This is a genomic window from Niveispirillum sp. GW835-FHT14G11 (assembly GCF_058793615.1).
The window spans coordinates 474,647-500,406 of sequence record NZ_JBXAFZ010000001.1 but is presented as its reverse complement, the minus strand read 5'-3'; the positions used below and the strand labels follow the sequence as shown (position 1 = coordinate 500,406).

Annotated in this window: 30 protein-coding genes; 16 read left to right on the top strand and 14 right to left on the bottom strand. The window is 62.6% G+C overall.

Going from position 1 to position 25,760, the window contains the following annotated elements; translation table 11 throughout:
* Positions 1–25 precede the first annotated feature (25 nt).
* From AC1Q7F_RS02505 to AC1Q7F_RS02485, 5 genes are all read left to right on the top strand, one after another.
* Complete coding sequence (locus tag AC1Q7F_RS02505) at positions 26–1,234, top strand: amino acid ABC transporter permease (protein WP_492503453.1); 1,209 nt, start codon at positions 26–28, stop codon at positions 1,232–1,234.
* A 1-nt stretch (position 1,235) separates the two neighbouring features.
* Positions 1,236–2,330: an amino acid ABC transporter permease gene (locus AC1Q7F_RS02500; RefSeq protein ID WP_492503451.1), complete on the top strand. Its 1,095-nt coding sequence runs from the start codon at positions 1,236–1,238 to the stop codon at positions 2,328–2,330.
* 206 nt (positions 2,331–2,536) lie between these two features.
* Positions 2,537–2,833: a type II toxin-antitoxin system RelE/ParE family toxin gene (locus AC1Q7F_RS02495; RefSeq protein ID WP_492503449.1), complete on the top strand. Its 297-nt coding sequence runs from the start codon at positions 2,537–2,539 to the stop codon at positions 2,831–2,833.
* Complete coding sequence (locus AC1Q7F_RS02490; protein ID WP_492503447.1) at positions 2,830–3,573, top strand: amino acid ABC transporter ATP-binding protein; 744 nt, start codon at positions 2,830–2,832, stop codon at positions 3,571–3,573. Before AC1Q7F_RS02495 ends, AC1Q7F_RS02490 begins: the two co-directional genes overlap by 4 nt.
* 206 nt (positions 3,574–3,779) lie before the next feature.
* Positions 3,780–4,271 (top strand): hypothetical protein, encoded by a 492-nt coding sequence (locus AC1Q7F_RS02485; RefSeq protein WP_492503445.1) that lies wholly within the window; start codon positions 3,780–3,782, stop codon positions 4,269–4,271.
* A gap of 82 nt (positions 4,272–4,353) precedes the next feature.
* Here the strand turns inward: AC1Q7F_RS02485 and AC1Q7F_RS02480 are convergent, their stop codons facing one another.
* From AC1Q7F_RS02480 to oppB, 7 genes are read right to left on the bottom strand one after another with little or no spacing between them, the layout of a single operon-like run.
* On the bottom strand, positions 4,354–5,355 hold the full coding sequence (locus tag AC1Q7F_RS02480; RefSeq protein WP_492503443.1) for an ABC transporter ATP-binding protein: 1,002 nt from the start codon (positions 5,353–5,355) through the stop codon (positions 4,354–4,356).
* Between the two features lie 17 nt (positions 5,356–5,372).
* Entirely contained in the window at positions 5,373–6,383 is a 1,011-nt protein-coding gene (locus tag AC1Q7F_RS02475) for an ABC transporter ATP-binding protein (RefSeq protein WP_492503441.1), read from the bottom strand.
* 12 nt (positions 6,384–6,395) lie between these two features.
* Entirely contained in the window at positions 6,396–7,310 is a 915-nt protein-coding gene (locus tag AC1Q7F_RS02470; protein ID WP_492503439.1) for an ABC transporter permease subunit, read from the bottom strand.
* 25 nt (positions 7,311–7,335) lie between these two features.
* On the bottom strand, positions 7,336–7,596 hold the full coding sequence (locus AC1Q7F_RS02465) for a DUF2442 domain-containing protein (RefSeq protein WP_492503437.1): 261 nt from the start codon (positions 7,594–7,596) through the stop codon (positions 7,336–7,338).
* Between the two features lie 4 nt (positions 7,597–7,600).
* Positions 7,601–7,837 carry a DUF4160 domain-containing protein gene (locus tag AC1Q7F_RS02460; protein WP_492503435.1) on the bottom strand — a complete coding sequence of 79 codons (237 nt, stop codon included), beginning with the start codon at positions 7,835–7,837 and terminating at the stop codon, positions 7,601–7,603.
* An 18-nt stretch (positions 7,838–7,855) separates the two neighbouring features.
* The gene (locus AC1Q7F_RS02455) at positions 7,856–9,682 is read right to left on the bottom strand and encodes a M2 family metallopeptidase (RefSeq protein ID WP_492503433.1); all 1,827 of its coding nucleotides are present in this window, start codon (positions 9,680–9,682) and stop codon (positions 7,856–7,858) included.
* A gap of 36 nt (positions 9,683–9,718) precedes the next feature.
* A complete protein-coding gene (gene oppB, locus AC1Q7F_RS02450; protein WP_492503432.1) occupies positions 9,719–10,642 on the bottom strand; it encodes an oligopeptide ABC transporter permease OppB in 924 nt (307 codons plus the stop codon).
* Between the two features lie 269 nt (positions 10,643–10,911).
* Between oppB and AC1Q7F_RS02445 the strand changes: the two genes are divergently transcribed.
* From AC1Q7F_RS02445 to AC1Q7F_RS02435, 3 genes are all read left to right on the top strand, one after another.
* Positions 10,912–11,910: an SRPBCC family protein gene (locus AC1Q7F_RS02445; RefSeq protein WP_492503430.1), complete on the top strand. Its 999-nt coding sequence runs from the start codon at positions 10,912–10,914 to the stop codon at positions 11,908–11,910.
* A gap of 209 nt (positions 11,911–12,119) precedes the next feature.
* Positions 12,120–14,825 (top strand): aconitate hydratase AcnA, encoded by a 2,706-nt coding sequence (acnA, locus tag AC1Q7F_RS02440; RefSeq protein WP_492503428.1) that lies wholly within the window; start codon positions 12,120–12,122, stop codon positions 14,823–14,825.
* A 142-nt stretch (positions 14,826–14,967) separates the two neighbouring features.
* Positions 14,968–16,095 carry a TIGR02391 family protein gene (locus AC1Q7F_RS02435; RefSeq protein ID WP_492503426.1) on the top strand — a complete coding sequence of 376 codons (1,128 nt, stop codon included), beginning with the start codon at positions 14,968–14,970 and terminating at the stop codon, positions 16,093–16,095.
* A 196-nt stretch (positions 16,096–16,291) separates the two neighbouring features.
* Here the strand turns inward: AC1Q7F_RS02435 and AC1Q7F_RS02430 are convergent, their stop codons facing one another.
* The 3 genes from AC1Q7F_RS02430 to AC1Q7F_RS02420 all read right to left on the bottom strand — a co-directional run bounded on the left by AC1Q7F_RS02430 (position 16,292) and on the right by AC1Q7F_RS02420 (position 17,289).
* Complete coding sequence (locus AC1Q7F_RS02430; protein WP_492503425.1) at positions 16,292–16,708, bottom strand: type II toxin-antitoxin system VapC family toxin; 417 nt, start codon at positions 16,706–16,708, stop codon at positions 16,292–16,294.
* Positions 16,708–16,968 carry a type II toxin-antitoxin system Phd/YefM family antitoxin gene (locus AC1Q7F_RS02425; protein ID WP_492503423.1) on the bottom strand — a complete coding sequence of 87 codons (261 nt, stop codon included), beginning with the start codon at positions 16,966–16,968 and terminating at the stop codon, positions 16,708–16,710. The genes AC1Q7F_RS02430 and AC1Q7F_RS02425 overlap by 1 nt, the downstream gene beginning before the upstream one ends.
* A 75-nt stretch (positions 16,969–17,043) precedes the next feature.
* Entirely contained in the window at positions 17,044–17,289 is a 246-nt protein-coding gene (locus tag AC1Q7F_RS02420) for a helix-turn-helix domain-containing protein (RefSeq protein WP_492503422.1), read from the bottom strand.
* 110 nt (positions 17,290–17,399) lie between these two features.
* On the opposite strand from AC1Q7F_RS02420, the gene AC1Q7F_RS02415 reads away from it, so the two are divergent.
* The 3 genes from AC1Q7F_RS02415 to AC1Q7F_RS02405 all read left to right on the top strand — a co-directional run bounded on the left by AC1Q7F_RS02415 (position 17,400) and on the right by AC1Q7F_RS02405 (position 19,630).
* Positions 17,400–17,678, top strand: a complete 279-nt coding sequence (locus AC1Q7F_RS02415) for a hypothetical protein (protein WP_492503420.1) — start codon at positions 17,400–17,402, stop codon at positions 17,676–17,678.
* A gap of 60 nt (positions 17,679–17,738) precedes the next feature.
* A complete protein-coding gene (locus AC1Q7F_RS02410) occupies positions 17,739–18,518 on the top strand; it encodes a glycosyltransferase family 2 protein (protein ID WP_492503418.1) in 780 nt (259 codons plus the stop codon).
* A gap of 128 nt (positions 18,519–18,646) precedes the next feature.
* Complete coding sequence (locus AC1Q7F_RS02405; RefSeq protein ID WP_492503416.1) at positions 18,647–19,630, top strand: TerC family protein; 984 nt, start codon at positions 18,647–18,649, stop codon at positions 19,628–19,630.
* Positions 19,631–19,639: 9 nt separating this feature from the next.
* Here AC1Q7F_RS02405 and AC1Q7F_RS02400 read toward each other — a convergent pair whose 3' ends face one another.
* Both AC1Q7F_RS02400 and mutY read right to left on the bottom strand, forming a co-directional pair.
* On the bottom strand, positions 19,640–20,317 hold the full coding sequence (locus AC1Q7F_RS02400; RefSeq protein WP_492503414.1) for a DUF1194 domain-containing protein: 678 nt from the start codon (positions 20,315–20,317) through the stop codon (positions 19,640–19,642).
* Between the two features lie 41 nt (positions 20,318–20,358).
* A complete protein-coding gene (gene mutY, locus AC1Q7F_RS02395) occupies positions 20,359–21,459 on the bottom strand; it encodes an A/G-specific adenine glycosylase (protein ID WP_492503412.1) in 1,101 nt (366 codons plus the stop codon).
* Between mutY and AC1Q7F_RS02390 the strand changes: the two genes are divergently transcribed.
* The 3 genes from AC1Q7F_RS02390 to AC1Q7F_RS02380 are packed head-to-tail and all read left to right on the top strand — an operon-like array spanning position 21,458 to position 22,609.
* Entirely contained in the window at positions 21,458–21,931 is a 474-nt protein-coding gene (locus AC1Q7F_RS02390; protein WP_492503410.1) for a DUF721 domain-containing protein, read from the top strand. The two genes, mutY and AC1Q7F_RS02390, sit on opposite strands and share 2 nt — an antisense overlap.
* Before the next feature lie 32 nt (positions 21,932–21,963).
* Positions 21,964–22,260, top strand: a complete 297-nt coding sequence (locus AC1Q7F_RS02385; protein WP_492503408.1) for a toxin-antitoxin system TumE family protein — start codon at positions 21,964–21,966, stop codon at positions 22,258–22,260.
* Positions 22,247–22,609 carry an HVO_A0114 family putative DNA-binding protein gene (locus tag AC1Q7F_RS02380; protein ID WP_492503406.1) on the top strand — a complete coding sequence of 121 codons (363 nt, stop codon included), beginning with the start codon at positions 22,247–22,249 and terminating at the stop codon, positions 22,607–22,609. Before AC1Q7F_RS02385 ends, AC1Q7F_RS02380 begins: the two co-directional genes overlap by 14 nt.
* Positions 22,610–22,672: 63 nt before the next feature.
* On the opposite strand, the gene ahpD is transcribed toward AC1Q7F_RS02380, so the two are convergent.
* The gene (gene ahpD, locus AC1Q7F_RS02375; RefSeq protein WP_492503405.1) at positions 22,673–23,206 is read right to left on the bottom strand and encodes an alkylhydroperoxidase, AhpD family; all 534 of its coding nucleotides are present in this window, start codon (positions 23,204–23,206) and stop codon (positions 22,673–22,675) included.
* A gap of 239 nt (positions 23,207–23,445) precedes the next feature.
* Positions 23,446–23,985, bottom strand: a complete 540-nt coding sequence (locus tag AC1Q7F_RS02370) for a peroxiredoxin (protein WP_094454183.1) — start codon at positions 23,983–23,985, stop codon at positions 23,446–23,448.
* 151 nt (positions 23,986–24,136) lie between these two features.
* Between AC1Q7F_RS02370 and AC1Q7F_RS02365 the strand changes: the two genes are divergently transcribed.
* Together AC1Q7F_RS02365 and AC1Q7F_RS02360 are read left to right on the top strand one after the other, a co-directional pair.
* Positions 24,137–25,057 carry a LysR substrate-binding domain-containing protein gene (locus AC1Q7F_RS02365; RefSeq protein WP_492503402.1) on the top strand — a complete coding sequence of 307 codons (921 nt, stop codon included), beginning with the start codon at positions 24,137–24,139 and terminating at the stop codon, positions 25,055–25,057.
* 84 nt (positions 25,058–25,141) lie between these two features.
* Positions 25,142–25,510 carry a hypothetical protein gene (locus tag AC1Q7F_RS02360; protein ID WP_492503401.1) on the top strand — a complete coding sequence of 123 codons (369 nt, stop codon included), beginning with the start codon at positions 25,142–25,144 and terminating at the stop codon, positions 25,508–25,510.
* Positions 25,511–25,760: the final 250 nt, after the last annotated feature.

Genomic DNA, 25,760 nt, shown 5'->3' with positions numbered 1-25,760 from the left:
CCCGATCGCCGGAACCGGATACCATATGACGGATCGCCAAGCGCCCGCCCATCCCAAGGCCGCCCCCCCGCCGGGGCATGCGACCTTTCACCTGTCCATCAACAATCCCGTGGTCCGCGCCATTCTGTGGCAGGTCGTGCTGGGCCTGGCCGTCGTGCTGGTCGGCTGGTTCCTGGTGGGCAACACCATGGACAATCTGGCGCGTCTGTCCATTGCATCGGGGTTCGGCTTCCTGGACCGGGAGGCCGGGTTCCAGGTCGGTGAAAGCCTGATCGCGTTCGGACCGCAGGACCATTATTCCAAGGCTTTCTTGGTCGGCATCCTCAACACCCTGAAAATCTCCGGCATCGGCATCATCTTGGCCACGCTCCTGGGCGTGATCCTGGGCGTTGCGCGGCTGTCGTCGAACTGGATGGTGGCCCGCATCGCCGCCTTTTATGTGGAGACGGTGCGCAACATTCCGCTGCTGCTGCAACTGTTCCTCTGGTACGCGCTGCTGACCGAGGGGTTGCCGGGCCCGCGTCAGGCGTTCGAGCCGATGCCGGGCGTCTTCCTGTCCAATCGCGGGCTGAAGCTGCCGGCCCCGGCCGATGATCCGATCTGGGCCTGGGTCGCGGCGATCTTCGGTCTGGGCGTCATCCTCACCCTGATCATCGCCGCCTGGAACAACAAGCGTCAGGCGGCGACGGGCAGGCGCTTGTCCATGCTGCCTATCGGACTGGGGCTGACCGCAGGTCTGCCGATCCTGGTACTGCTGGCCGGCGGGGGCGGGGCCATCGACATGCCTGTGCTTCAGGGCTTCAATTTTCGCGGCGGCATGACCTTGTCGCCGGAATTCGCAGCCCTGCTGTTCGGCCTGGTCATCTACACCGCCGCCTTCATCGGGGAGATCGTGCGGTCAGGCATCCTGGCGGTGCCGAAGGGCCAGACGGAGGCGGCGACCGCGCTGGGCCTGACGCGGGGGCAGCTGCTGCGCCTCGTCATCCTGCCGCAGGCGCTGCGCGTGATCATCCCGCCCACCACCAGCCAGTATCTGAACCTGACGAAGAACAGCTCCCTGGCCGTAGCCATCGGCTACCCCGACTTCGTCTCTATCGCCAACACCACCATCAACCAGACGGGTCAGGCGGTGGAGGGTGTGCTGTCGATCATGGCGGCCTACCTGATCATCAGTCTCAGCCTGTCCTTCCTGATGAACTGGTACAACAGCCGTGTGGCGCTGGTGGAGCGGTGAGATGAGCGTGATCCAGCCCCCCCAAGACCGCGCCGCCCCCGTCCGCCCCAATCAGGGGCCGGTCGCCTGGGCGCGCGCCAACCTGTTCTCCACCTGGTACAACGCGCTGCTGACCCTGGCGATCGTCTGGCTGCTGGTCCGCGCCGTTCCCGGCCTGATCGACTGGGCCCTGGTCAAGGCCAGCTGGTCGGGCGATGCGGCCGCCTGCCGTGCCGCCGGCGGGGCCTGTTGGGCCTTCCTGGCGGAGAAATGGCGCTTCATCCTGTTCGGCACCTTCCCGGACGATCAGCATTGGCGCCCGACGCTCGCCATCCTGTCGATGATCGCCACCCTGGTCGTATCGGCCGACCGGCGCATGTGGAGCCGGCCGCTGCTCTATATCTGGGGTGCCGGTCTGGGTTTGTCGGCGCTGCTGATGTTCGGCGGCGTGCTGGGCATGGATTATGTACCGACGGAACTGTGGGGTGGGCTGCCGCTGACCCTGACGCTGTCCATCGTCGGGCTGGTGGCCAGCTTCCCGCTGGGCGTGCTGCTGGCGCTGGGCCGGACCTCTGACCTGCCGGTGATGCGCAGCCTGTCGATCATCTATATCGAACTGGTGCGCGGCGTCCCGCTGATCTCCATCCTGTTCATGGCCTCGGTCATGCTGCCATTGTTCCTGCCGGCGGGTGTCTCCATCGACAAGGTGCTGCGCGCCCTGATCGGCATCTGTCTGTTCTCCGCGGCTTACGTGGCGGAGGTGGTCCGCGCCGGATTGCAGGCCATTCCCAAGGGGCAAGTGGAGGCGGCCCAGGCCCTGGGCCTGGGCTATTGGCAGCGCCAGCGCCTGATCATCCTGCCCCAGGCCCTGTCGCTGGTGATCCCACCGCTGGTCAATTCCTTCATCGCCAGTTTCAAGGATACCAGCCTGGTCATCGTCATCGGCCTGCTGGACTTGTTGTCCACCGCCAAGTCGGCCCTGACGGATCCGGCCTGGCGCGGCTTCTACAAGGAGGCCTATCTGTTCGTCGGCGTGATCTATCTGCTGTTCTGCTACGCGCTCTCCCGCTACAGCCGGCATCTGGAGACCGTCCTTGGGCAGGGGAGGCGGCGGTGATAGGCTGGAAGCCCGTGTTTGCCCTTGATCAGCGAGAGCCGCCATGAGCCAGCCTGTTGAGAAGCTTGTCTTGGACGAGGAGACCATCCGTCGGCGTCAGGAGAAACTGGAGGCCTTGCGTCGGGAGATTCAGAAGGGAATCGATAGCGGCGATGCCGGTCCCCTGGATGCTGAACGGATCAAGGCGCTAGCTCGGGCAAGGCGGAATGCCAGAGGTTAGGCTCTCCGCCGAAGCAGCGGACGATATGCTGGACCTCTGGGATTACATCTCTGACCGCAACAGTATCAGTGTCGCTGATCGGATTGTGGATCGGATCACCGAAGCAGCGACCAAATATGCACGGTACCCGGAGATGGGGCGCAATCGATCCGACCTGCGGCCAAGTTTGCGCTTTTTTCCAGTCTCATCGTTCAATGTCTATTACCGCCCCATCCCCACCGGCATCATCATCGATCGTATCCTCCACGCCGCGCAAGATATCGACACGGAGTTTTCTGAATGACGCCTGAGCCCATCATCGAACTGCGCGGCCTCAACAAGTGGTACGGCGCCTTCCATGTGCTGCGCGACGTCAACCTGTCGGTCGCCAAGGGGGAGCGGATCGTGATCTGCGGGCCGTCCGGGTCCGGCAAGTCCACGACCATCCGCTGTATCAACCGGCTGGAGGAACACCAAGCCGGCGACATCATCGTGAAGGGCGTGCCGCTGGACGATGATGTCCGCCATGTGGAGAGCATCCGCCGCGATGTCGGCATGGTGTTCCAGCAGTTCAACCTGTTCCCGCATCTGACCGTGCTGGAAAACTGTATCCTGGCGCCGATGTGGGTGAAGAAGCTGCCGCGCGCCGAGGCTGAGGCCAAGGCCCGACAGCTTCTGGAGCGCGTGCGCATCCCCGAGCAGGCGGATAAATATCCCGGCCAGTTGTCAGGTGGGCAGCAGCAGCGTGTGGCCATTGCCCGCGCGCTCTGCATGGACCCGACCATCATGCTGTTCGACGAGCCGACCAGTGCCCTGGACCCCGAGATGGTCAAGGAGGTGCTGGACGTGATGAGCGACCTGGCCGCGTCGGGCATGACCATGCTGGTCGTCACCCACGAGATGGGCTTCGCGCGCCGCATGGCCGATCGCGTGGTGTTCATGGACAAGGGCGAGATCGTAGAGGTCGCTCCGCCCGATCAGTTCTTCGACAATCCGCAGAACGACCGCACCCGCACGTTCCTGGGCCAAGTGCTAAGCCATTGAGCGCGACCTGGCCGGAATTCGGGCAAGCGGCGCTATGGCGCACCCACAGGCGCATTGAAACATCGCCTCCGATCCGCCATTTTTATCGGTGAACATTGTTCCGATGGCGAAGGGTTTCCTCTCGCCACCCGTATAAGCATGCAGGGGCGGTGCGGCCGGCGGCACGGTACATGGCCGGTAATGCAAAGTGTCAAGGAGCGTTGGTCATGAAGTTCACATCGAAAACGACCATCCGGAGCCTCATCGCTGCCGGTGCGCTGCTGGGGCTTTCCGCCTGCGCCAACCCGCAGGCCGATCAGGCCGCCTATGCCCAGACGGCCTTTGTCGGCATGCCCAAGCAGTTCCTGCTGACCTGCGCCGGCGTGCCGACCCGCAGTGCCACGGTCGACAATGTCGACTATTACACCTACACATCGGAACGGCTGGTGACGACGCCGTCCCCCGGCCCGCGCTTCAGCGCCGCCTTCGGCTATCACCGCCCCTGGTCGCCCTGGTACGGCTGGGGCATGGGCTTCGACGATTATCCGGAAACGGAAACCCGTGACTGTCAGGCCACCTTCACCCTGAAGGACGGCGTCGTGCAGCGCATCGTCTATAACAGCGCCAGCGATGGGCAGTCGGCGCGACTGGGCCAGTGCTACCGCATCGTTGAGAACTGCCTGGCCATGGTGCCGCAGCAGCAGGGACAGCCGAAGTAAGCGACGTAAGCATCGCAAAAGCCTGATGCGTGAAGGGGGGCGTCGGTTCACCGGCGCCCCCCCTTCGGTTTGCTCTCGCCCCTCAGACGATCCTGTGTTCCGGCACGCCCCAATGGTGGCAGGCGACGAAATGGGCTTGGGCCTTCTCCTCCAGCACGGGGGTCTGCCGGGCACAGATGTCGGTGGCCTTTGGGCATCGTGTGCGGAAGACGCATCCCGAGGGCGGGTTCATGGGGCTGGGCAGATCGCCGCCCAGCACGATGCGTTCCTTGTTCTTCTCCACATCCGGGTCCGGCACCGGCACGGCGGAAATCAGGGCCTGGGTATAGGGGTGCAGGGGGGCGGCATAGATGGCGTCGCGGTCGGCGATCTCCATAACCTTGCCCAGATACAGCACCATGACCCGGTGGCTGACATGGCGGACCACCGACAGATCGTGGCTGATGAACAGCAGCGACAGGCCCATTTCCTGCTGCAGATCCATCAGCAGATTGACGATCTGCGCCTGGATCGACACGTCCAGGGCCGATACCGGCTCGTCGCAGACCACCATCTTCGGCTTCAGGATCATGGCGCGCGCAATGCCGATGCGCTGGCACTGCCCGCCGGAAAATTCGTGCGGATAGCGGTTGATCATCTGCGGCAGCAGGCCGACCTTGGCCATCATCTCCTTGACCAGGGCCTTGCGTTCGTCCTTGGACAGTTTGGGGCGATAGACGGTCAGCGGCTCGGCGATAATGTCGCCGATGGTCATGCGCGGGTTCAAGCTGGCCAGCGGGTCCTGGAAGACGATCTGCATCTCCTCCCGCTTCTGGCGCACCATTTCCGCGCCCACGCCGGTCAGGTCGGTGCCCATGAACAGCACTTGGCCGTCGGTGGGCTTGATCAGTTGCAGGACGGCGCGGCCCAGCGTGGATTTGCCACAGCCGCTTTCGCCCACGATGCCCAGCGTCTCGCCCTCGGCAAGCGTGAAGGACACACCGTCCACGGCCTTCAAGGGCGTGTAGCGGCCGATCAGCAGGCCACCGGTGCGGATGGGGAAATGGACCTTCAGGTCCGACACACGGAGCAGTTCCTTGGTCATCGGTTCTCTCCGGCGGGTCAGACGACGGCCAGCGACGGGGCCGCCGGGTCGGTCACGGGATTCTGGAGGCTGACCAGATGGCAGGCCTTGGCATGGCCAGGCGCAACCGCGCGCAGCAAGGGCAGTTCGGCCACGCAACGCTCATGCACGAAGTCGCAGCGTTCCTGGAACGGACAGCCCTTGGGCAGGCGCTGCAGGTTCGGCGGCTGGCCGGGAATGGCGTAGAGCGTGTCCGACCGCACCTCCGTCAGGCGCGGCATGGAGGCGAGCAGGCCGGCAGCGTAAGGGTGGGCGGGGGAATAGAAGATGTCCCGCACCGTGCCGGTTTCCATGAACCGCCCGCCATACATGACCTGCACCTTGTCGCACAGGCCGGCGACGGTACCCAGATCATGGGTGATCAGCACGATGGCGGCCCGGGTCACATTCTTCAGGTCGGCCATCAGGTCCAGGATTTGCGCTTGCACCGTCACATCCAGCGCCGTCGTCGGCTCATCGGCGATCAGCAGTTCCGGCTCGCACAGCAGCGCCATGGCGATCATGATGCGCTGGCGCATGCCGCCCGACAGCTCGTGCGGATACTGAGCCAGACGGCGGGCGGCCTCGGGGATACGCACCAGATTCAGCATCTCCAGGGCGCGCTTGACGGCCTGGCTCTCGCTCATGCCCTTGTGCTGGACCAGCACCTCGGTCATCTGTCTGCCGATGCGCAGATGCGGGGTCAGGCCGGTCATGCTGTCCTGAAAGATCATGGCGATCTTGTCGCCGCGGATCTTGTTCAGGTCCTTGACCGGCATGCCCACCAGCTCGGTGCCGCGATACTTCGCCGATCCCATGGTGCGGCCGTTGCGGGCCAGTAGGCCCATCACCGACATGAACAGCTGGCTCTTGCCCGACCCGCTCTCGCCCACGATGCCGACGCATTCGCCGGCGTTCACGTCGAAGGACACGCCATTGACGGCCGAAACCTCGCCATCGGGCGTGGCGAAGCGGACCTGGAGGTCGCGGACTTCCAAAATTGCGGTCATATCCAGCGTTCCTCAGCGATCCTTGGGGTCCAGCGCATCGCGCAGGCCGTCACCGATGAAATTGAAGCAGAACAGCGTCACCGCCAGGAACAATGCCGGGAAGACCAGCATATGCGGGGCATTCTCCATCTGCGCCGCCCCTTCGGAGATCAGCACGCCCCAGCTGGTCATCGGTTCCTGCACGCCCAACCCTAAGAAGGACAGGAAGCTTTCCACCAGGATGACGACGGGCACCAGCAGGGTCACGAACACGATGACCGGGCCGATGACATTGGGGATGATGTGGCGGCGGATGATGTTGGGCGTGGAGACGCCGGCGGCGCGGGCCGCCTCGATATATTCCTTGCGCTTCACCGACAGGGTCTGGCCGCGCACGATGCGCGCCATGGTCAGCCATTCGACACAGCCGATGGCCGCGAACACCAGGATGATGTGCCGGCCGAACACCACCACCAGGATGATGACGAAGAACATCAGCGGCATGGAATAGAGCACATCGACGATGCGCATCATGATGCTGTCGATACGCCCGCCGAAGAACCCGGCCACCGCGCCATAGGCCACGCCGATCACCAGCGCCACCAGCGTGGTCACCACGCCCACCGCCAGCGACACCTTGGCACCGTACAGCGTGCGGATGAACAGGTCGCGGCCATTGGCATCGGTGCCGAACCAGTGGCTGCCCTCCAACTGCGGTCCCACGCCGATATAGTCCCAATAGACCTCGTCATAGGCATGCGGGCTCAGGAAATCGGCAAACACCGCCATGAAGGTGATGATCCCCAGCACCACCATGCTGGCCACCGCCATCTTGTTGGCAAACAGACGCCGACGCGCATCCTGCCACAGGGAACGGCCTTGGATCTCTTCGCCCGCCTTTTCGATCAGCGCGGCCCGGTTGGCCCCGCCGGTGATGTCTTGAACCATCGTCGTTCGCTCTTTCCCTACGGCACTATTCTGCGGCCTGGACCTGCGACCGCTGCCAAAGCTGCGTACAGGGGATTTCCATCAGGTCCGACCAATGCAGGTCGTACCCGTACTCACCAACTGTCACCTGGTCGAACCGGGCCGGGTTCTCCCGGATTGGCGCGAAGATGTCATAGCGGTCGATGATGTCGGCAATATCGACGACCGATATCTGTCCAACGTCCCATTCCAGCCGCACCTTGAAGCCCGGCAGAGTGGTAACGGATTTGATCCGGGGTGTACGCATCCCATCACCTCCTTGTCGGGTTCAGGGCCTGGAACATGGCCAGGATAACATCCTGGTTGGCCCGCGCCCATTGCATCAACGCGTCCGGCACCCCCGTCAGTGTCCCGCCCAACGGCTGAAAGCTGACGGCATGCACGATCACGTCATGGTCGGGACCGATGATGTGAAAATGGGGCGGGGGATGGTCGCCCGGTCCATAGACCGACAATTTCCATTTCCCTTCCCGCCGCAATGTCGGCATCAACGTCCCTCCCGTCGTTTACTCCCAGCCGCAGCTCTTGCCCGCGTTCTGCTTGTCCAGCCATTCCTTCAGCGGCGCGAAATAGGCCAGCATGGCCGATGCGTCCATCTGTTCGGTGCCGGTGAAAGCCTTCAGCGCCTCGGGCCAGGGCTTGGAAGCGCCCATTTCCAGCATGGCGTTGAAGCGCTTGCCCACCTCGGCGTTGCCGGCGATGGAGCAGCGATGCAGCGGACCGGTGAAGCCGGCCTGATCACAGGCGGCCTTGTGGAACTGGAACTGCAGCACATGCGCCAGGAAATAGCGCACATAGGGCACGCTGGTCGGCACATGGTTCTTGGCACCGGGGTCGAAATCGGCCTCTGTGCGCTCGATCGGGGCAGCCACGCCCTGATACTTGGTGCGCAGTTCCCACCAGGCCTTGTTGTAGTCTTCCGGCTTGATATTGCCGTTGAAGACGTTCCAGCGCCACTTGTCGATCAACAGGCCGAAGGGCAGGAAGGCCACCTTGTCCAGCGCCATGTTCAGCAGCTGCGGCACGTCGCCATCGGCACTCGGCTCCTTGTCCAGCAGGCCCAGCTTGACCAGGTAACCCGGCGTCACCGACAGGGCGATGAAATCGCCAATGGCCTCGTGGAAGCCATCATTGGCACCATTGCGGAACAGGGTCGTCTGGTTCTTGTAGGCGCGCTGGTAGAAATTATGGCCCAGCTCATGATGCAGGGTCTGGAAATCGTCGCCATTGACCTTCGTGCACATCTTGATGCGGATATCGTCCTTGTCATCGATATCCCAGGCCGACGCATGGCACACCACCTCGCGGTCGCGCGGGCGGGTGATCTGCGAGCGTTCCCAGAAGGTCTGGGGCAGCGCCTCAAAGCCCAGGCCGGTGAAGAAACCTTCCGCCGACTTGGTCATCTTGATCGGATCGTAGCCGGCCTTGGTCAGCAGGGCCGTGACGTCGACATTCTGGGCCGCTTGCTTGGGCGCCATCAGGTCATAGACATTGCCCCAGGCCTGCGCCCACATATTGCCCAGCAGATGCGCCGGGATCGGCTTGTCCTGCGGCACCACATCGGTGCCATAGGTCTCGCCCAGCTTGGTGCGGGCATAGCAGTGCAGGCCGGTATAAAGCGGCTTCACCTGTTCCCACAGCCGGTCGGCCTCCGCCTCGAACGCCTCGGGCGCCATTTCATAGCCGCTGCGCCACAGGGTGCCCGTGTCGGGCATGCCCAGTTCCTTGGCGCCGATATTGGCCACTTCCACCTGACGCTGGTATAGCGGCTTCATTGGCTGGGCCACCTTGTGCCAGCCGGTCCACAGGCGCTTCAGTTCCTTCTCGTCGCGCGAGGTGCGGAAGATGTCGTCGATCTCGTCCAGCGTCTTGCAATCGCTGCCATCGTCGCGGCAGACCTTGCCGGTGGCGTAAAGCTCACCCAGCTTGGCGTCCAGCTCCGCCAGTTCCTTGTTCAGGGCCGGGTCGGACGGGGACGGCAGGGCCGTTTCCCCGCGCAGCAGGTTCAGCTTGCGCGCCACATCCTGCGGCAGGTCCAGGCCCACGAAGCGCTTGCTCTCCGCCGTCAGCCTTGCGACCAGTGCCGAATAGGCGGCGTTGCTATCGGCGGCGATGGCCAGCGTGTCGGGCGTGATATAGGTATTCTGCACCCAGGCGATGCGGGAACCCTTCTCCCGCGCCACGCCCAGTTCGGCCTCCGCCTTGGCGATGAAGGCTGTCGCCTCCTCCACCGTGGGCTTGGCGGCCTGCTTGTCGGCCGGCTGCCCACAGGCCGACAGCAACATCATGGCGCCAAGGGCGACGCCGGCACGCAAGTTGAGGGTGATGCGCATGGTTCCCTGTCCTTACCTGTTGTTCTTCAGTTTGGATCAGTCGTAGCGGACGCGCGGGTCCATCAGGCCATAGACCAGATCGACGGCGAGATTCATCAGCACGATCAGGCTGCCATAGGTGATGACGGTGCCCATCACCAGCGTGTAGTCGCGATTGATCGCACCCTGAACGAAATAGCGCCCGATACCCGGCAGGCCGAAAATCTGCTCGATCACCACCGATCCCGTCACCAGCCCGGCGATGGCCGGCCCCAGATAGGAGATGACGGGCAGCAGCGCCGCGCGCAGCGTGTGGCGGGTGATGATCAGATGTTCGGGCAGACCCTTGGCATGGGCGGTGCGCACGAAGTTCGACCGCAGCACCTCCACCATGCCGCCACGCGTCAGGCGGCTGATGATGGCGATCTGCGGCAGCGACAGGGCCACTACCGGCAGGATCAGGTTGCGGAACGACCCGTCGCCCAGGCCCGCCACCGGCAGCAGCCCCAGATAGATGCCGAACACCAGGGTCAGCAGCGGCGCCATCACGAAGTTCGGGATGGTGATGCCGACCATCGCCACACCCATGATGGAATAGTCGGTCCTGGTGTTCTGGCGCATGGCGGCCAGGATGCCCAGCGTGCAGCCGATCAGCACCGCCAGCGTGATCGCCGACAGGCCAAGCTTGAGGGACACCGGAAAGCCAGTGCCGATCAGTTCGGAGACGGAAAAGTCCTTATAGGTGAAGGAGGGGCCGAAATCGCCCTGCACCGCATTGCCCAGATAGATCAGGAACTGCTGCCAGACCGGCTTGTCCAGGTTATAGGCCGCCTTCAGGTTGGCCTCGATCTCCGGCGGCAGCACGCGTTCGCTGTCGAACGGGCCGCCGGGGGCCGAATGCATCAGGAAGAACGACAGGGCCACGATCACCAGCAATGTCGGGATCGCTTCCAGCAGGCGCCGGACGGTGTAAGACAGCATCGATAAGGGTCCCTCTATCGCGCCTTCGCCCCTGCATGGTAGCAGCCATGCAACGAACGCATCCCGCGCTGACGGCATGACATCTCTGTGAAAAATGAGCCCCTGTCAACCGTGCCCGGGCAAAAGAGATATTATTTCAAATTTGCTGTACCGCGCGGGCCATTCACCAATTCGGATGGGCCGGGTTGGGAAACTTTTGGGCATCTTAACGCGGCTGCTGTAGCGTCAGCTTCTTGGGGATACGCTGAAATGTTGTGAGTGGGGGTCGCATGAGTGCCGACAGGGGCGAAGGCAATGGCACAACTCGGATTGCCGTCATTCGGGCAAGCGTCATTACCTGCCTGTACGCCTTGGTGCTCTACCTTGCCATTTATGTGGAAAGCGGGCTTCTTTACTTCATCGTCGGCCTTCTGGTGACGCCTTTCTGTATCTGCTCTCTCTACCTCTCGATCGCCGACCCTCAAGGCCTATGGCCGCCGCGCCGCGCCTTCGCACATTGCTTCTGGCTGATGGCGGTAGTCCTGCTGGGCACGATCCTACTGTTCCACGAGGGGACGGTATGCGTGGTGATGGCGGCGCCGATATTCATGTCCATGGGATTTGCGGCCATCCCGTTTATCCGCTCATTTTCTCCGTGGCCAGGAGCACGACGATTGCCGTTGCTGATGCTGGTCCTGCCGTTGGTTGGCATGCCAGTAGAACGGCAGGCAGTATATCCGGTACGGGAGGAGCATGTGCGTACCGTCGTGGATATCCATGCACCGCCGGCGCTGGTCTGGGACCACACCGTGGAGATACGCGATATCGCCACGTCAGAGCGTATCGCCAGCTTTAGCCATAGTTTTGTCGGCCTACCCGGCCCTGTGGATGCGCGGATGGACGGCGTTGGCGTTGGTGCGGTCCGGCATCTACGGTGGCAGGAGGGCGTGTACTTCCAGGAAATCGTGACGGAGTGGCAGCCGGGGCAATTGCTGGCCTGGGAGTTCCGCTTCCAGCCAGACTCGATCCCCAAACATATTGAATCCCATGTGCGCGTGGACGCTGACTATCTGCGTATCCAGAACGGGCGCTATGAACTTCTGCCCTTGCCCGATGGCGGCACACGGGTCACGCTGATCACCAGCTATGAAATGGCTACCCCGTTCAACGATTACAGCGCGTGGTGGGGACAGATATTCCTGAACGATTTTCACGAAGCGGTCCTGCATATCATCAAGGGCCGCGCAGAAAAGGCGGCTTTGGCCGCGGTAACGACCGCACCCAATTAAGATCGTTTCGCAACAAGCCCTGAATACAGCCCGATCTGTACAAAAATCGGGGGCTGATCCCCTCAACCTGCCCTTTCCCCGCACCGCAAAAAGCGTTACACCACGCACCGAAACGCCATCCAGGCAGATCAACGGTCCCGGACGCTGGAGCCGGGGCGAGATACGGTCTGCCGTTTACCCCGCGACCCCGTTGGAGGAGTCACCCCCCGATGTCCACGTTCACCGGCCACGACAGCCTGAAGACCCGCCGCACGCTTACCGTCGGCGGCAAGTCCGTTGATTATTTCAGCATTCCCGAAGCGGAGAAGGCCGGCCTGGGCGACGTGTCGCGCCTGCCCTTCTCGATGAAGGTGCTGCTGGAAAACCTGCTGCGCTTCGAAGATGGGCGCACGGTGAGCGTTGACGATGTCAAGGCCGTGGCCCAGTGGCTGGTCGATAAGCGGTCCGACCGCGAGATCGCCTATCGCCCGGCCCGCGTGCTGATGCAGGATTTCACGGGCGTGCCCGCCGTCTGCGATCTGGCCGCGATGCGTGAGGCCATGGTAGCCCTGGGTGGTGATCCGACCAAGATCAACCCGCTGACCCCCGTCGATCTGGTTATCGACCATTCGGTGATGGTGGACAGCTTCGGCACGCCCCAGGCGTTCGACGAGAATGTCGAGCTGGAATTCCAGCGCAATGGCGAGCGGTACGAGTTCCTGCGCTGGGGCCAGAAGGCGTTCAACAATTTCCGCGTGGTCCCGCCGGGCACCGGCATCTGCCATCAGGTGAACCTGGAATATCTGGCCCAGACCGTCTGGACCGATACCGATCAGAGCGGCGCCACCGTCGCCTATCCGGACACGCTGGTCGGCACCGATAGCCACACCACCATGGTCAACGGCATGGCCGTGCTGGGCTGGGGCGTGGGCGGTATCGAGGCGGAAGCAGCGATGCTGGGCCAACCGATCTCCATGCTGATCCCGGAAGTTGTCGGCTTCAAGCTGACCGGCAAGCTGCGGGAGGGGGCGACCGCCACTGATCTGGTGCTGACCGTCACCCAGATGCTGCGCAAGAAGAAGGTGGTGGGCAAGTTCGTCGAGTTCTACGGCCCCGGCCTGGACGCGCTGACCCTGGCCGATCGCGCGACGATCGCCAACATGGCCCCGGAATATGGCGCCACCTGCGGCATTTTCCCGATCGACGCCGAGACCATCCGCTTCCTGCACTTCACGGGCCGCGACGCCGACCGCGTGGCGCTGGTGGAAGCATACGCCAAGGCCCAGGGCATGTGGCGCGATGCGTCCTCGCCCGACCCGGTCTTCACCGACACGCTGGAGCTGGAGCTGGGTTCGGTGGAGCCGTCGCTGGCTGGCCCGAAGCGTCCGCAGGACCGGGTTTTGCTGTCCAGCGTCACCAAGGAATTCGGTGAATTCCTGGCCACCGACGTTGCCGGCCGCCCCGTCAGCCAGCCGACCGATGTCGCCGGTGCCGATTACAAGCTGGATCACGGCCATGTCGTGATCGCCGCCATCACCAGCTGCACCAACACCTCCAACCCGTCGGTGCTGTTCGCTGCCGGTCTGGTGGCCAAGAAGGCGGTGGAGCTGGGCCTGAAGACCAAGCCGTGGGTGAAGCCGTCGCTGGCCCCTGGGTCCCAGGTCGTCACCGACTATCTGAACGCCGCCGGCCTGTCGACCTACCTGGATCAGTTGGGCTTCAATCTGGTCGGCTATGGCTGCACCACCTGCATCGGCAATTCCGGCCCGCTGCCGGACCCCATCGCCGCCGCCGTGGATGCGGGCAAGCTGACCGTCGCCTCCGTCCTGTCCGGCAACCGTAATTTCGAGGGCCGCGTCTCCCCGCAGGTCCGCGCCAACTATCTGGCCTCCCCGCCGCTGGTGGTGGCCTATGCCCTGGCCGGCACCCTGCACCTGGATATCTCCAAGGACCCGATCGGCACCGGCAAGGATGGCCAGCCCGTCTATCTGAAGGACATCTGGCCCACGAACAAGGAGATCGAGGACACGATTTCCCAGTTCCTGACGCGCGAAATGTTCGTCAGCCGCTATGCCAACGTGTTCCTGGGGCCGGAGCAGTGGCAGAAGATCAAGACCGTCGAGGGCATGACCTATCAGTGGGACGAGAAGTCGACCTACGCCAAGCGTCCGCCGCTGTTCGACGGCATCACCATGACGCCGGGCGACGTGTCGGACGTGAAGGGTGCCCGCGCGCTCGCCATCCTGGGCGACAGCATCACCACCGACCATATCTCGCCTGCCGGCAACATCAAGAAGGCCAGCCCGGCCGGTGAGTACCTGCTGTCGCACGACGTCATCGTCGCCGACTTCAACAGCTATGGCGCCCGCCGTGGCAACCATGAAGTCATGATGCGCGGCACCTTCGCCAATATCCGCATCAAGAACGAGATGCTGGACGGCGTCGAAGGCGGCCTGACCAAGTATGTCCCCACGGGCGAGGTCATGCCGATCTACAATGCCTCGATGAAGTACCAGGCCGAGGGCACGCCGCTGGTGGTGTTCGCCGGCCAGGAATATGGCACGGGTTCGTCGCGCGACTGGGCCGCCAAGGGCACCCGCCTGCTGGGCGTGCGCGCCGTGGTGGCCGAGAGCTTCGAGCGTATCCACCGGTCCAATCTGGTCGGCATGGGCATCCTGCCGCTCCAGTACCCGGCCGGCGTCACCCGCCACACCCTGAAGCTGGACGGTTCGGAGACCTTCGACATCGAGGGCGTGGAAGCCGGCCTGTCGCCGCACATGGACCTGAAGCTGACCATCACCCGCGCCGACGGGTCGACGGAAGTGGTCAACCTGTTCTGCCGTATCGATACGCTGGACGAGGTCGACTATTTCAAGAATGGCGGCATCTTGCAGTACGTGCTGCGCAACCTCGCCGCACCGGCAGCGGCGGAGTAATATAAACACTATGGGAGCATTACGCTTCCTATAGGGGTATTTTAGAGCAATGCAAAAGGCCAACGGGCGTGACCCGTTGGCCTTTTTGTTTTATGCTACAATCACCCCTGGCAGCCTCAAATATTTCTAGTGTGAGGTCGAGATGAACTTAGAGACTAGCATAAATGAAGATTTGTGGAAGGCGATCCGTCACAATATAGAGACAAGAAATTTTACGGGTGCCATCCAAGATTCTATGTATTATCTAAGTGAAATAATTAGACAGAAATCCGGTGCCGACGGAGATGGGGTGAATTTGATTTCAGAGGCATTTAATGTTAATAAGCCATTAATTAAAATATCAAAAATGCAAACAGAAACAGAAAAAAACCAACAACGGGGATTTGAAAGTATATGTAGAGGAATGTATATGTTCATTAGAAATCCGCGAAGTCATGAAAAGTTCAACGACTCTGAAGCTGACTGCAGATCAGTGGTAATTTTCATTGACTACATAGCGCGTCAAATTGATGGTGCGAAGTCCAAAGTATCTATTGAAGATGTTATGGATAAAATATTAGATAAGCATTTTGTTGATAATTATGATTACGCCAGTTTAGTAATAGATGAAATACCGAAAAAGCAATTATATGACTTATTTATCGTGCTTGTTCGTGCGCGTGATCAGTGGCACGGGGGAGTAAAGCACGTTCTGCAAGCTATACTACATAGGCTCGATAGCGAACAAGCAAATGATTTCCATAAGCATCTCTCAGATGTTATCTCCCAAGAAGATGCCTCCGGTATTCTGCGGATGGTTAGAAGCGTCGATGCAGGCATGATAAATAACATTACGAAGGCATCAAAGCTAAGAATGGAAAATATTATTATAAAGTCACTCAAAATTGGAGAGATGGTCGGTAATAAATCTACATCCTGTAACCAAGATGGAGTTCTCGCTACTTGGTGTGGTCACCTTATTGGAAATTTTCTGATGAAAAATCAGCTTGTTGATACTATAGTATGCTCAATAGAATCAAAAAATACAAATAAACATAAGTATATTATTAAATATATATTACCACATATTTTTAAACTCGAAGCTGGTCATATAGCAAAGATTGCAAAATCAGCACTTTTAATGATGCAAAATGGATATGAAGACTTTTATATTTACTTCACAAAGAATATGTCGATAAGAAAACACTCGGGAGAATTATTAACGACACTGGCTATTACCGCCTTCAAAAAAATACATCCATCTGATCCAGGAGATGACATTCCATTTTGAAGTATGGTCCTGCCGCAATACCGCCGCCTGCGCCAGAATGCGACGCTGGCATCACCTTGGGCGTCGCCAATTACGTGCTGTCAGAAAACGCGCCGGATGGGGGGGCAGCAGTCGCGAGCATCGCATCGGGTGCTGGCAGTTAGAATGTAAGTTTTCCCCAGTCACCCAGAACCACGCCATCTCCCATCATCACCCGCTACACCCAAGGATTGATCAGCGGAACCTCCGTCGCCGCGAAATCCGCGACGTTCCGCGTCACAACCCCCATTCCATGATGCAGTGCCGTGGCCGCGATCAGGGCGTCGCGGTCGCTGCGTGGGTCGGGGACATGCAGGCGGGCGCAGCGTAGGGCGATGGCTTCATCAATCGGCAAGGTCCGGGCGGAGAATTCTGGCCGCACAATCCCATCGACCCATTGGCGCAGGATACTGGCCTGCCGACTATCCCGCCGTTCGACGCGCAGGATGCCGATCTCCAGTTCCATCAGTGTGATCACGGAGATGAAAAAGCTGTTGGCATCCCGGTCCGCCAACCACGCCGTCACATTGGCATCGGCACAGCCGTCGCCCAGCTTTCGCAGCTCCGAAATGACATTCGTATCCAGGAGATACATCAGGAAAGGTCCGCCGGGCGTGACCTTATATCCGCCTTGGGGGGATCAAACGCGATCTCCGACAGGCCGGGCATGGACAGTGCCTGCACCAGGGTGCGGCCCGGTGCCGTACCGCTCAGGCGCTGATACTCGGTATAGGACAGCAGCACGAAGGCCGGTTTGCCCCGGTCAGTGATGATGACGGGGTTCTGCGTGGCGGCGCGCTTCGCCTTGCCTAAATCCTGGTTCAGTTCCCGGCTGGATACGGTCGTGACAGCCATCGCGTACCTCCTGCCCATAATGTATGCACGTTACTACGTTTCCGGCCAATCGCCAAGCCGGGGGTTCAAGTCGATCTAGGGGGCTACCCCCACCACGCCCCGCTCCTCACTGAACCGGATTCCCGCCTCCTGCAGGCAGGTGACCAGCTTGCCCATCGTCCTACCTTGGGGTCGGTTCTCGCCATTCTCGAAAGCGATCACGGTGCGCATGGTGATACCGGCCCGCTTGCCCAGTTCTTCCTGGGTCCAGCCCAGCAGGCCGCGTGCGGCCCGGCACTGGGCGGGTGTGATCTCCAAGGATGGCGGGGCGGCGGGGGGCATGCTTGACAGGAACCTATATTTCTCATAATTTGTGAGAAACGGGTTACCCCGTGCCCCAACAATATCGGCTACGTCCCGCTCATGGAAGGGCGGGGTGGGAAAGGTGCGTCATGACGGTGTCGCCGGAAGTGATGCGGTGGGTGCGGGCGCTGGAGGAGGCGGAGCGTCGGCCCACGGGGATCAGTGATGACGAGGCCGGCGCCCTGGCCGAGCGGCGGGAAAGGCTGGTGCGCTGTCTGGCCGTGGAGCCGAACCGGACCCCGGCCGATGCCGCCGCCAAGCTCGCCATCCTCTGCCGTCGCCTGCGCCAGGACGCCACCCCGGCCTCTCCCTGGAGCGTGGCCAATTATCTGCTGGCGGAAAGCGCGCGGGACGGGTGGCCGGGGTGAAACGCGGGTCGGGTCGGGCCGCGCATGAAAGTCCCGGGCCGGACATGCTATACACTCCGCATGCAAGACAAACTCCCCCTCTCCGTCTTCATCATCGCCCTGAACGAGGCCGACCGCATCGGCCCCGTGATCCGGGCCGTCCGCGACTGGGTGGACGAGGTGCTGGTGGTGGATAGCGGCAGCAGCGACGGGACCCAGGAGCTGGTCCGGTCGCTGGGGGCCAGGGTCATCCACAATGACTGGCCCGGCTATGGCCCGCAGAAGCGGTTTGCCGAGGAACAGTGCCGGCATGACTGGCTGTTGAACCTGGATGCGGACGAGGTGCCGGTGCCGGAACTGGAAGGAGCGGTGCGGGCGCTGTTCGCCGACGGCGGCACGCCCGCACTCCAGGGATACCGCATCCAGACCGTGATGGCCCTGCCCCATCAGCAGCGGCCGCACCCCTTCGCGCCCCGGCACAATTACATCCGCCTCTATGACCGACGCCATGGCCGCTTTGCCGACAGCGCCACCCATGACGCGGTGGAAATGCACAGCGGCGCGGTGGGCCGCCTGTCGCCCATCATCGTGCATTATTCCATCCGCAGCCATGGCGACCTGATCGCCAAGCTGAACCGCTATTCCACGGCCCAAGCCGAGGAGATCGTGGCGCGGGGCAAGGGGCGGCGCTATGGGGCGTTGCGTTCCATGACGGAATTTCCCGTCAACCTGTTCCGGTACTTCTTTCTGAAGGGCTATTGGGTCTTCGGGCTCTATGGTCTGGAACTGGCAGCCATCATCGCCTTTTTCCGCTTCGCCCGCATCGCCAAGGTGCGGGAAATTTTGCAGCGCACCCCTTGAAGGTCACAAAGCGCGTCTTACATCTGCGTCGATCCGGGCCCCTCTGGCAGCCAAGGCGTTGGCTGCGATGTCGGATAGAACCTTCGTCGCTGACGCAAGCACTCGGCTGATCTATTGGAGGCGCTCCTATGGAGTTTCTCGCCGCGATCATGCTTGAGCCGGTTCTGGGCAAGGCCCTCTGGCTCTGGCTGGTCTTCATTTCCATCGTTATTGCTCTTCTGGTCTTCGACCTTGGTGTTCTGAACAAGAACGACCATGAGATCGGCGTGCGGGAGAGCCTTGTGCTGTCCGCCCTCTATATTGCCATCGCGGCGGCCTTTGGCGCCTGGGTCTGGTGGTATCTGGGGCCCACGCCGGGCATGCAATATTTCACGGGCTTTGCGCTGGAAAAGGCGCTGGCCATGGATAACGTCTTCGTTATCTCCCTGATTTTCGGCTATTTCGCCATTCCGCGCCTGTATCAGCACCGGGTGCTGTTCTGGGGCATCCTGGGCGTGATCGTGCTACGCGGCATCATGATCGGTCTGGGTGCCGCGCTGGTGACGGAGTTCGATTGGCTGCTCTATATCTTCGGCGGCTTCCTGATCCTGACCGGCGTGAAGATGCTGTTCATGGGCGACAAGGAACAGTCCATGGACGACAATGCCATGGTCCGCTTCCTGCGTCGGCGCATGCGCGTCACCAACGACCTGCACGGCAACGCCTTCTTCGTGAAGCAGCCAGACCCCGTCACGGGCAAGATCGTGCGCTGGGCCACGCCGTTGTTCCTTGCCCTGCTGATGGTGGAGTTTGCCGACATCGTGTTCGCGGTGGACAGCGTGCCCGCCATCTTCGCCATCACCACCGACCCGTTCATCGTCTATACCAGCAATATCTTCGCCATCCTGGGTCTGCGCGCGCTGTACTTCGCGCTGGCCGCCATGGTCCACCGCTTCCATTACCTGAAATACGCGCTTGCGGTCGTGCTGGTGTTCATCGGGGGCAAGATTTTCTGGAACCAGATCTATGGCAAGCTCGACCCGGCCATCTCGCTCTCGGTGACTTTCGGTCTGCTGGCCACCGGCGTGCTCTACTCGCTGTACAAGACGCGCGGCGATAAGCAGCCGGCGTAAGGCCGCCGGCTACACCATCTCCGTCACCAGCTTGCCTAGCAGCACCCCGGCAAAGCTGTTCAGATCGTCGGCCGTGCGGACAAAGGACCCGCGGCCGACGATCACATTTTCCGCATAATAGGTCTCCAGCCAGTCATACTCATTGAGGATGGCCAGCGCGTTCACCGTGACATTGGCCCCGGCGGCATAGCCCCTGGCCGAACGCGGGTCGATGCCGGCATTGCTGAACCCGTTCGACACGATGTCCATCGTGCGCTTCGACGTGCTGTAGGGTGCCGCGTCCAGCAGGGCCACGGCCTGCACCACGGCACTGCCCAGCGCCGTGGCACCGCCCATGAACACGCCGGGTGCGGCGTCGATGGTGTCGGCGAAGCTCTCACAATCGGCACCACTCTTCAGCACCCGCCAAGGCACCAGGGTGGTCAGGGTCTCCGGCCCCGCGAACTGCGCCAGCATGACGGCGATGCCGTTGCCGCCACGGCTGATCGCCGCTTCCACGGCCTTGTGCCGGAAGGCGGCGGCATGGCCGCGCAACTGGAAATCCAACAGACCCCGGTCGATGCTGGCCGAAGCATCCACAGCCAGCAGCAAGGCCGCGTCCACGGGCGGGGGTGCGGCCAGGGCGGCGGGGACGGAAGGCAGGGCGGCAAGGCCCGCCAGGATGGATCGACGCGAAAGCAGGGTCACGTGTGGGCTCGGGGCCTCCGCCCGGAAAGCGTCAGGCGCCCTCAACCAAGGGCGTGGCGCAGTATCTTGACCATCAGTGTGGGCAGGGCCTCGTCGCCCAGCGCGTCCGGGGCGACCCAGACCAGATCCTGCCCGCCACCGGCACCGGCAGCATTGCCCGTCACCACGCCAATCTCGAACTCGAAATGGGTGAAAGTATGACGGACCTGACCGGGCAGCGGCCGCCAGTCGATACCAGCCAAGGGGGCGTGGCTGCGGGACGCGGCCAGGGCGGGCATGGGGGCGGCCTCCCACGGCGTGGTCGGCACCTCCATCATGCCGCCCAGCAGCCCCTTTTCCGGCCGGCGGCGCAGCGCCACATACCCACGCGCATCGGTCAGGACGAAGGCCAGGGCCCGGCGCACGGGCTTGGCGGCCTTGGCCGTCTTGGCCGGCAGTTCCTCGGCGATGCCCTGCCGGCGGGCCAGACACGGGTCCGCCCAGGGGCAGAGGATGCAACGCGGCTTGCGCGGCGCGCAGATGGTGGCGCCCAGGTCGAACAGGGCCTGGGTGTAATCGCCGGGCCGGCGGTCGGGCACCAGGGCCGCGGCATGGGCACGCAAGGTCGGCTTCGATCCGGGCAGCGGCGCGGTGACGGCATGCAGGCGAGCCATCACCCGCTCGACATTGCCATCCATGGCGGTGGCGGGCTTGTCAAAGGCGATGGCCAGGATGGCGGCGGCCGTATAGGTACCGATGCCGGGCAGGGACAGCAGCCCCTCCTCGGTATCGGGGAAATGCCCGCCATGGTCTTTGGCCACCGCGACGGCGCATTTATGCAGGTTGCGGGCGCGCGCGTAATAGCCCAGCCCCGCCCAGGCGCGCAGCACATCGTCCAGGTCGGCCGCCGCCAGGGCGGTGACGGTCGGCCAACGTTCCAGGAAGTTCTGGAAATAGGGGCCGACGGTGGCCACCGTCGTCTGCTGCAACATGATCTCCGACAGCCAGACGCGGTAGGGATCGGCCGGTTCCCCCGGTGCGAAACGCCAGGGAAGGGTGCGACGGTGCCGGTCGTACCAGGCCAGCAACAGGCCGGGCAGCAAGCCTGGCTGGTCAGCGTCGCCGCGATCTGCTTTGATGCCGATATTCCTGGAGACGCTCATGAACAACCCCGGTGGTTTCGGCCCGCAACGGCTTGGACGGACATTGAACAGCATTGCTGGCAAGGCGCTGGGCAAGGACGGCATGGCCTTTGGTGCCTTGCTGACCGACTGGGCCGCCATCGTCGGCGGGCGCCTGGCGGAACAGACGGCGCCGCTGAAGCTGGCCTTCCCCGCCGGCCGGCGGGAGAATGCCGTGCTGCATGTCCGGGTGTCCAGTGCCGCTGCATTGCTGGTCCAGCATGAAGAGCCGCAGATCCTGGAACGGATCAATTCCTTCATGGGCTGGCGGGCCGTGGCGCGGCTGAAACTGGTGCATACCGGGCCGGTCCTGCCGCAGAAAAGCTATGCCTTGAAGCCGGTGAAGCGGCTGGACCCGGTCAAGGAAAAGGAACTGGCCGCCGCTGTGGAGCCCATCGAGAACGAGGAATTGCGCGCGGTGCTGGAGCGGCTGGGCCGGGCGGTTGTGGGGTAGCGCGCCAGGCATTGTTGGCCTATAATGCCAACATGGAAGCGACCTTGATCGTCAGGCGGCGTTTGGCCTTCGCCGAGCGGGATTTTGCCGAGATGGTGGTCTGGGCCCTGCCGGTGCCCGTGCCACCCACGACGCATGGGTTCAAGTACCGGCTGGTCTATATCGTCGATGGACGGCGTGTCCTGGGGTTCGACAATGAGCGTGGCAAGGGCGACCACCGCCATGACGGCGATCGGGAAATACCCTATGCATTCAGGGACATAGACGGATTGTTGGCGGATTTCGTCCAAGCCGTCGAGGAATGGAGGAAGGCCCATGGAAAAGACTGACATCCATGTCGGCGCCAGCCTGCGTGACGTGGCGGCGGACGTCGCCGCCGCCTGGAAAGCCGCCGCCACCGGGCATCCACAGCCGGCCAGCGACCGCATCCTGTTCCGTGATTGGGACGCGCTTTATGCCGTGCTGACGCCCAAGCGCATGGAACTGCTCCGCCATCTGCGGGCACAGCCGGCCGACAGCCTTCGGGCCCTGGCCCGTGCCCTGGGACGTGATGTGAAACGAGTGCACCAGGATGTGATGGCCCTGGCCGAACTGGGCCTGATCGACCGGGATGAAGCGACGGGCCACCTGTCCAGCAAGGTGGATGAGATCACCTCCACCATCCGAATCGCGACCTGAAAGCAAAACGCCCCGGTACCTTGGCGGCAGCGGGGCGTTTCCACATCAAACCGACGACGCCGATCAGACGGCCAGCGCGTCCTCGGCGTCCAGCACGGTGGCGACGGCGTGGATGACGGCGGCGATGCGCACGACATCCTGGACATTCTCCTTGGTCGCCCCCTTCTGGATCACTTCATGCTCGTGGGCGTCGATGCACATGCCGCAGCCATTGACGGCGCTGGCGGCCAAGGACCACAGCTCGAAATCCACCTTGGACGCGCCGGGATTGGCGATGATGTTCATGCGCAGGCGGGCCGGCATCTTGGAATATTCCTTGTTATCGGCCAGATGCACGAAGCGGTAATAGATGTTGTTCATGCCCATGATGGCGCCGGCGGCCTTGGCGGCCGTCAGGTTCTGGGCGTCCAGGTGAGCGGCGGCATCGGCGACGATGGCCTTGGTCACCTCGGCATTGCGGCTGGCATAGGCCGCGGCGATGGCCGTGCCCCAGGCCTGCAGCGGCGACAGGGAAGAGGTGGTCAGCACCGAGCCCAGGTTCAGCTTCAGATCCTTGGCATAGTCGGGCAGGCGCGACTTCAGCGCGTCGATGGACATGGTTTCATCTCCGGTCAGGGATTGAGGTCATGACGTCGGGCGCGGCGCGATGGGCCGGTGCGCGGGACGGTCAGGTTTTGAAAGGTGACGGCGCCTGCGTAATGGCGGCGGCCGGTCGAACGGCGGGGGGTGACGCCGGTATCAGGCCCTTCACCGGCCAAGGCGAAGGGAGTGATGGGCGCCCCTATGATCGGGGGGATCAGGGCGCCCATCGTCAAAGGTCAGCGATCGCGGGCGGATCAGCCGACCTTCAGCACGTCCTCGCCCTTCTGCCAATTGCAGGGGCACAGCTCGTCGGTCTGCAGGGCGTCCAGGGTGCGCAGCACTTCCTGAACATTGCGGCCGACCGACAGGTCATGGACGGAGGCGAAGCGGATGATGCCCTCCGGATCGACGATGAAGGTGGCGCGCAGGGCCACGCCCTCGTTCTTGTCCAGAACGCCCAGGCCGGCAGACAGCTCGCGCTTCACGTCGGCCAGCATCGGGAACGGCAGGTCCTTCAGGTCGGCATGGTTCTGGCGCCAGGCCAGGTGCACGAACTCCGTATCGATCGAGGCGCCCAGCACCTGGGCGTCGCGGTCCGCGAAGTCGCCGTTCAGCTTGCCGAAGGCGGCGATCTCGGTCGGGCACACGAAGGTGAAATCCTTCGGCCAGAAGAACACGACCAGCCACTTGCCCTTATAGGTGTCGTTGTTGATCGTCGTGAAGGCGGACTTGATGTCCGTGGAAACGGTGGCCTTCAGGTCGAACGCGGGGAACTTATCGCCAACGGTCAGCATAGGTGCAACTCCACTTTATAGGTTGGTTAATGATGCGGTGCCAGAAACAGGCCCCGGCCGATACAGCTATCGGCCTGATGCGTCGCAGATATGTAGGTATCGCACCGCAAAATCCAATCGCATCTTCCGACTGCCGTCATAGGATGAACCAATGAACCCGGCGAACATCACCCTTCGGCAGTTGCGTTATCTCGTGGCCCTGGCCGACACGCTCCATTTCGGGCGCGCGGCGTCGGCCTGCCATGTTTCCCAGCCTTCCTTGTCTGCGCAGATACAGCAGCTGGAGGAAATGCTGGGTTCCACCCTGGTGGAACGCACCAAGCACCGGGTGCTGCTGACGCCCGCCGGAGAGGATGCGGTGGAGCGGGCACGCGCCATCCTGGGCCAGGTGGACGATCTGTCGCAGGCCGTGCGCGCCTCGGGCCGGCCCCTGTCGGGCGCCTTGCGCATGGGTGTCATTCCCACCAGCGGGCCTTATCTGTTGCCCCGCGTCCTGCCGGCGCTGCGTGCGTCATATCCGGAGCTGAAGCTTTACCTGCGCGAGGATCTGACCGAGCGGCTGCTGGACCGGCTGCGCGGCGGTGACCTGGATATGGCGCTGCTGGCCCTGCCGGTGACGGAACCGGGGGTGGAACAACTGCCCCTCTATACCGAGCCTTTCCTGGTCGCATTGCCCCGTGGCCACCGGCTGGACAATGCCGACACGGTGGAAGAAGGCGAACTGGCGAATGAAAAGCTGCTGCTGCTGGAAGATGGGCACTGCTTCCGCGATCAGGCACTGGATGTCTGTGCCCTGTCGGGGGCACAGGCCGGTGATGGATTCACTGGCACCTCACTGACAACCCTGGTGGAGATGGTGGCGGGCGGGCTGGGCCTGACACTGTTGCCGGCATTGGCCGCCCCGTCGCTGGCCGCCAACGATCAGGTGGGACTGCGGCGATTCGCGTATCCGGCGCCGACGCGCACCATGGCCCTGGTCTGGCGGCGTGGCAGCCCGCGCAGCGGTGACATCCGTCGCCTGGCCGAAGTGATCACCAAGCACCTGCCCGAAGGCGCGCAGGCGGTTCGTTAACCGGGACTTGCCGTCCGGCATCGTAACGCCCATTCTTAAAAGGTGCGTCCCGATCGGCGGGGCGATCGCCACGGATACGGCCTCGTGACCATCGACCGGTTGCTTGTCCTGTTGCTGAGCCTGTCCTTCCTGCTGCTGGCACCGCCCGCGGCAGCGCATGACCACGGCCAAGTGGCGGCACCGGCCGTCCTGTCCGAACCGAAGGGGGAGAAGCCCTCCCCCGGCCCGGCACCTTCCCCTGACGATGCCGCACTTTTCCTGCTGACCGCTGCGCCGGAGGCACCTGCTCCGGCCGGTACCGACGATAGCGGCAGCCATGATGGCTTGGCGCTGCCGGCCGCTACCCTCCTGCCCTGCACCCTGCACGCCGATCATCGGCCATCATCCACCGGGCCTGCCGATACGCACCAGCATCGTACCCGCCCCTGGGCGACCGGCCCCCCGCGCGCCTGACAGCACCTGCCGCTCCGGCTGGGACGGCTTAATTTGTCTATTCTCCATACATCTTTGCTTTCATTCATGAATTTGAATGAATATGCCGTTCTATTGGCATTTTGAAAGTAAAACTAGTCACGATTATTTGTGTTATTAAAAATAATGTTTGACGAAGCGCTCTAAATCCCTCAATCTTCTTCCGTCCTGTCATCATTCATGCAGGATCCAACTGCCAAGACTTTAAAACCCGCCCTTGTTCATGCAAGGG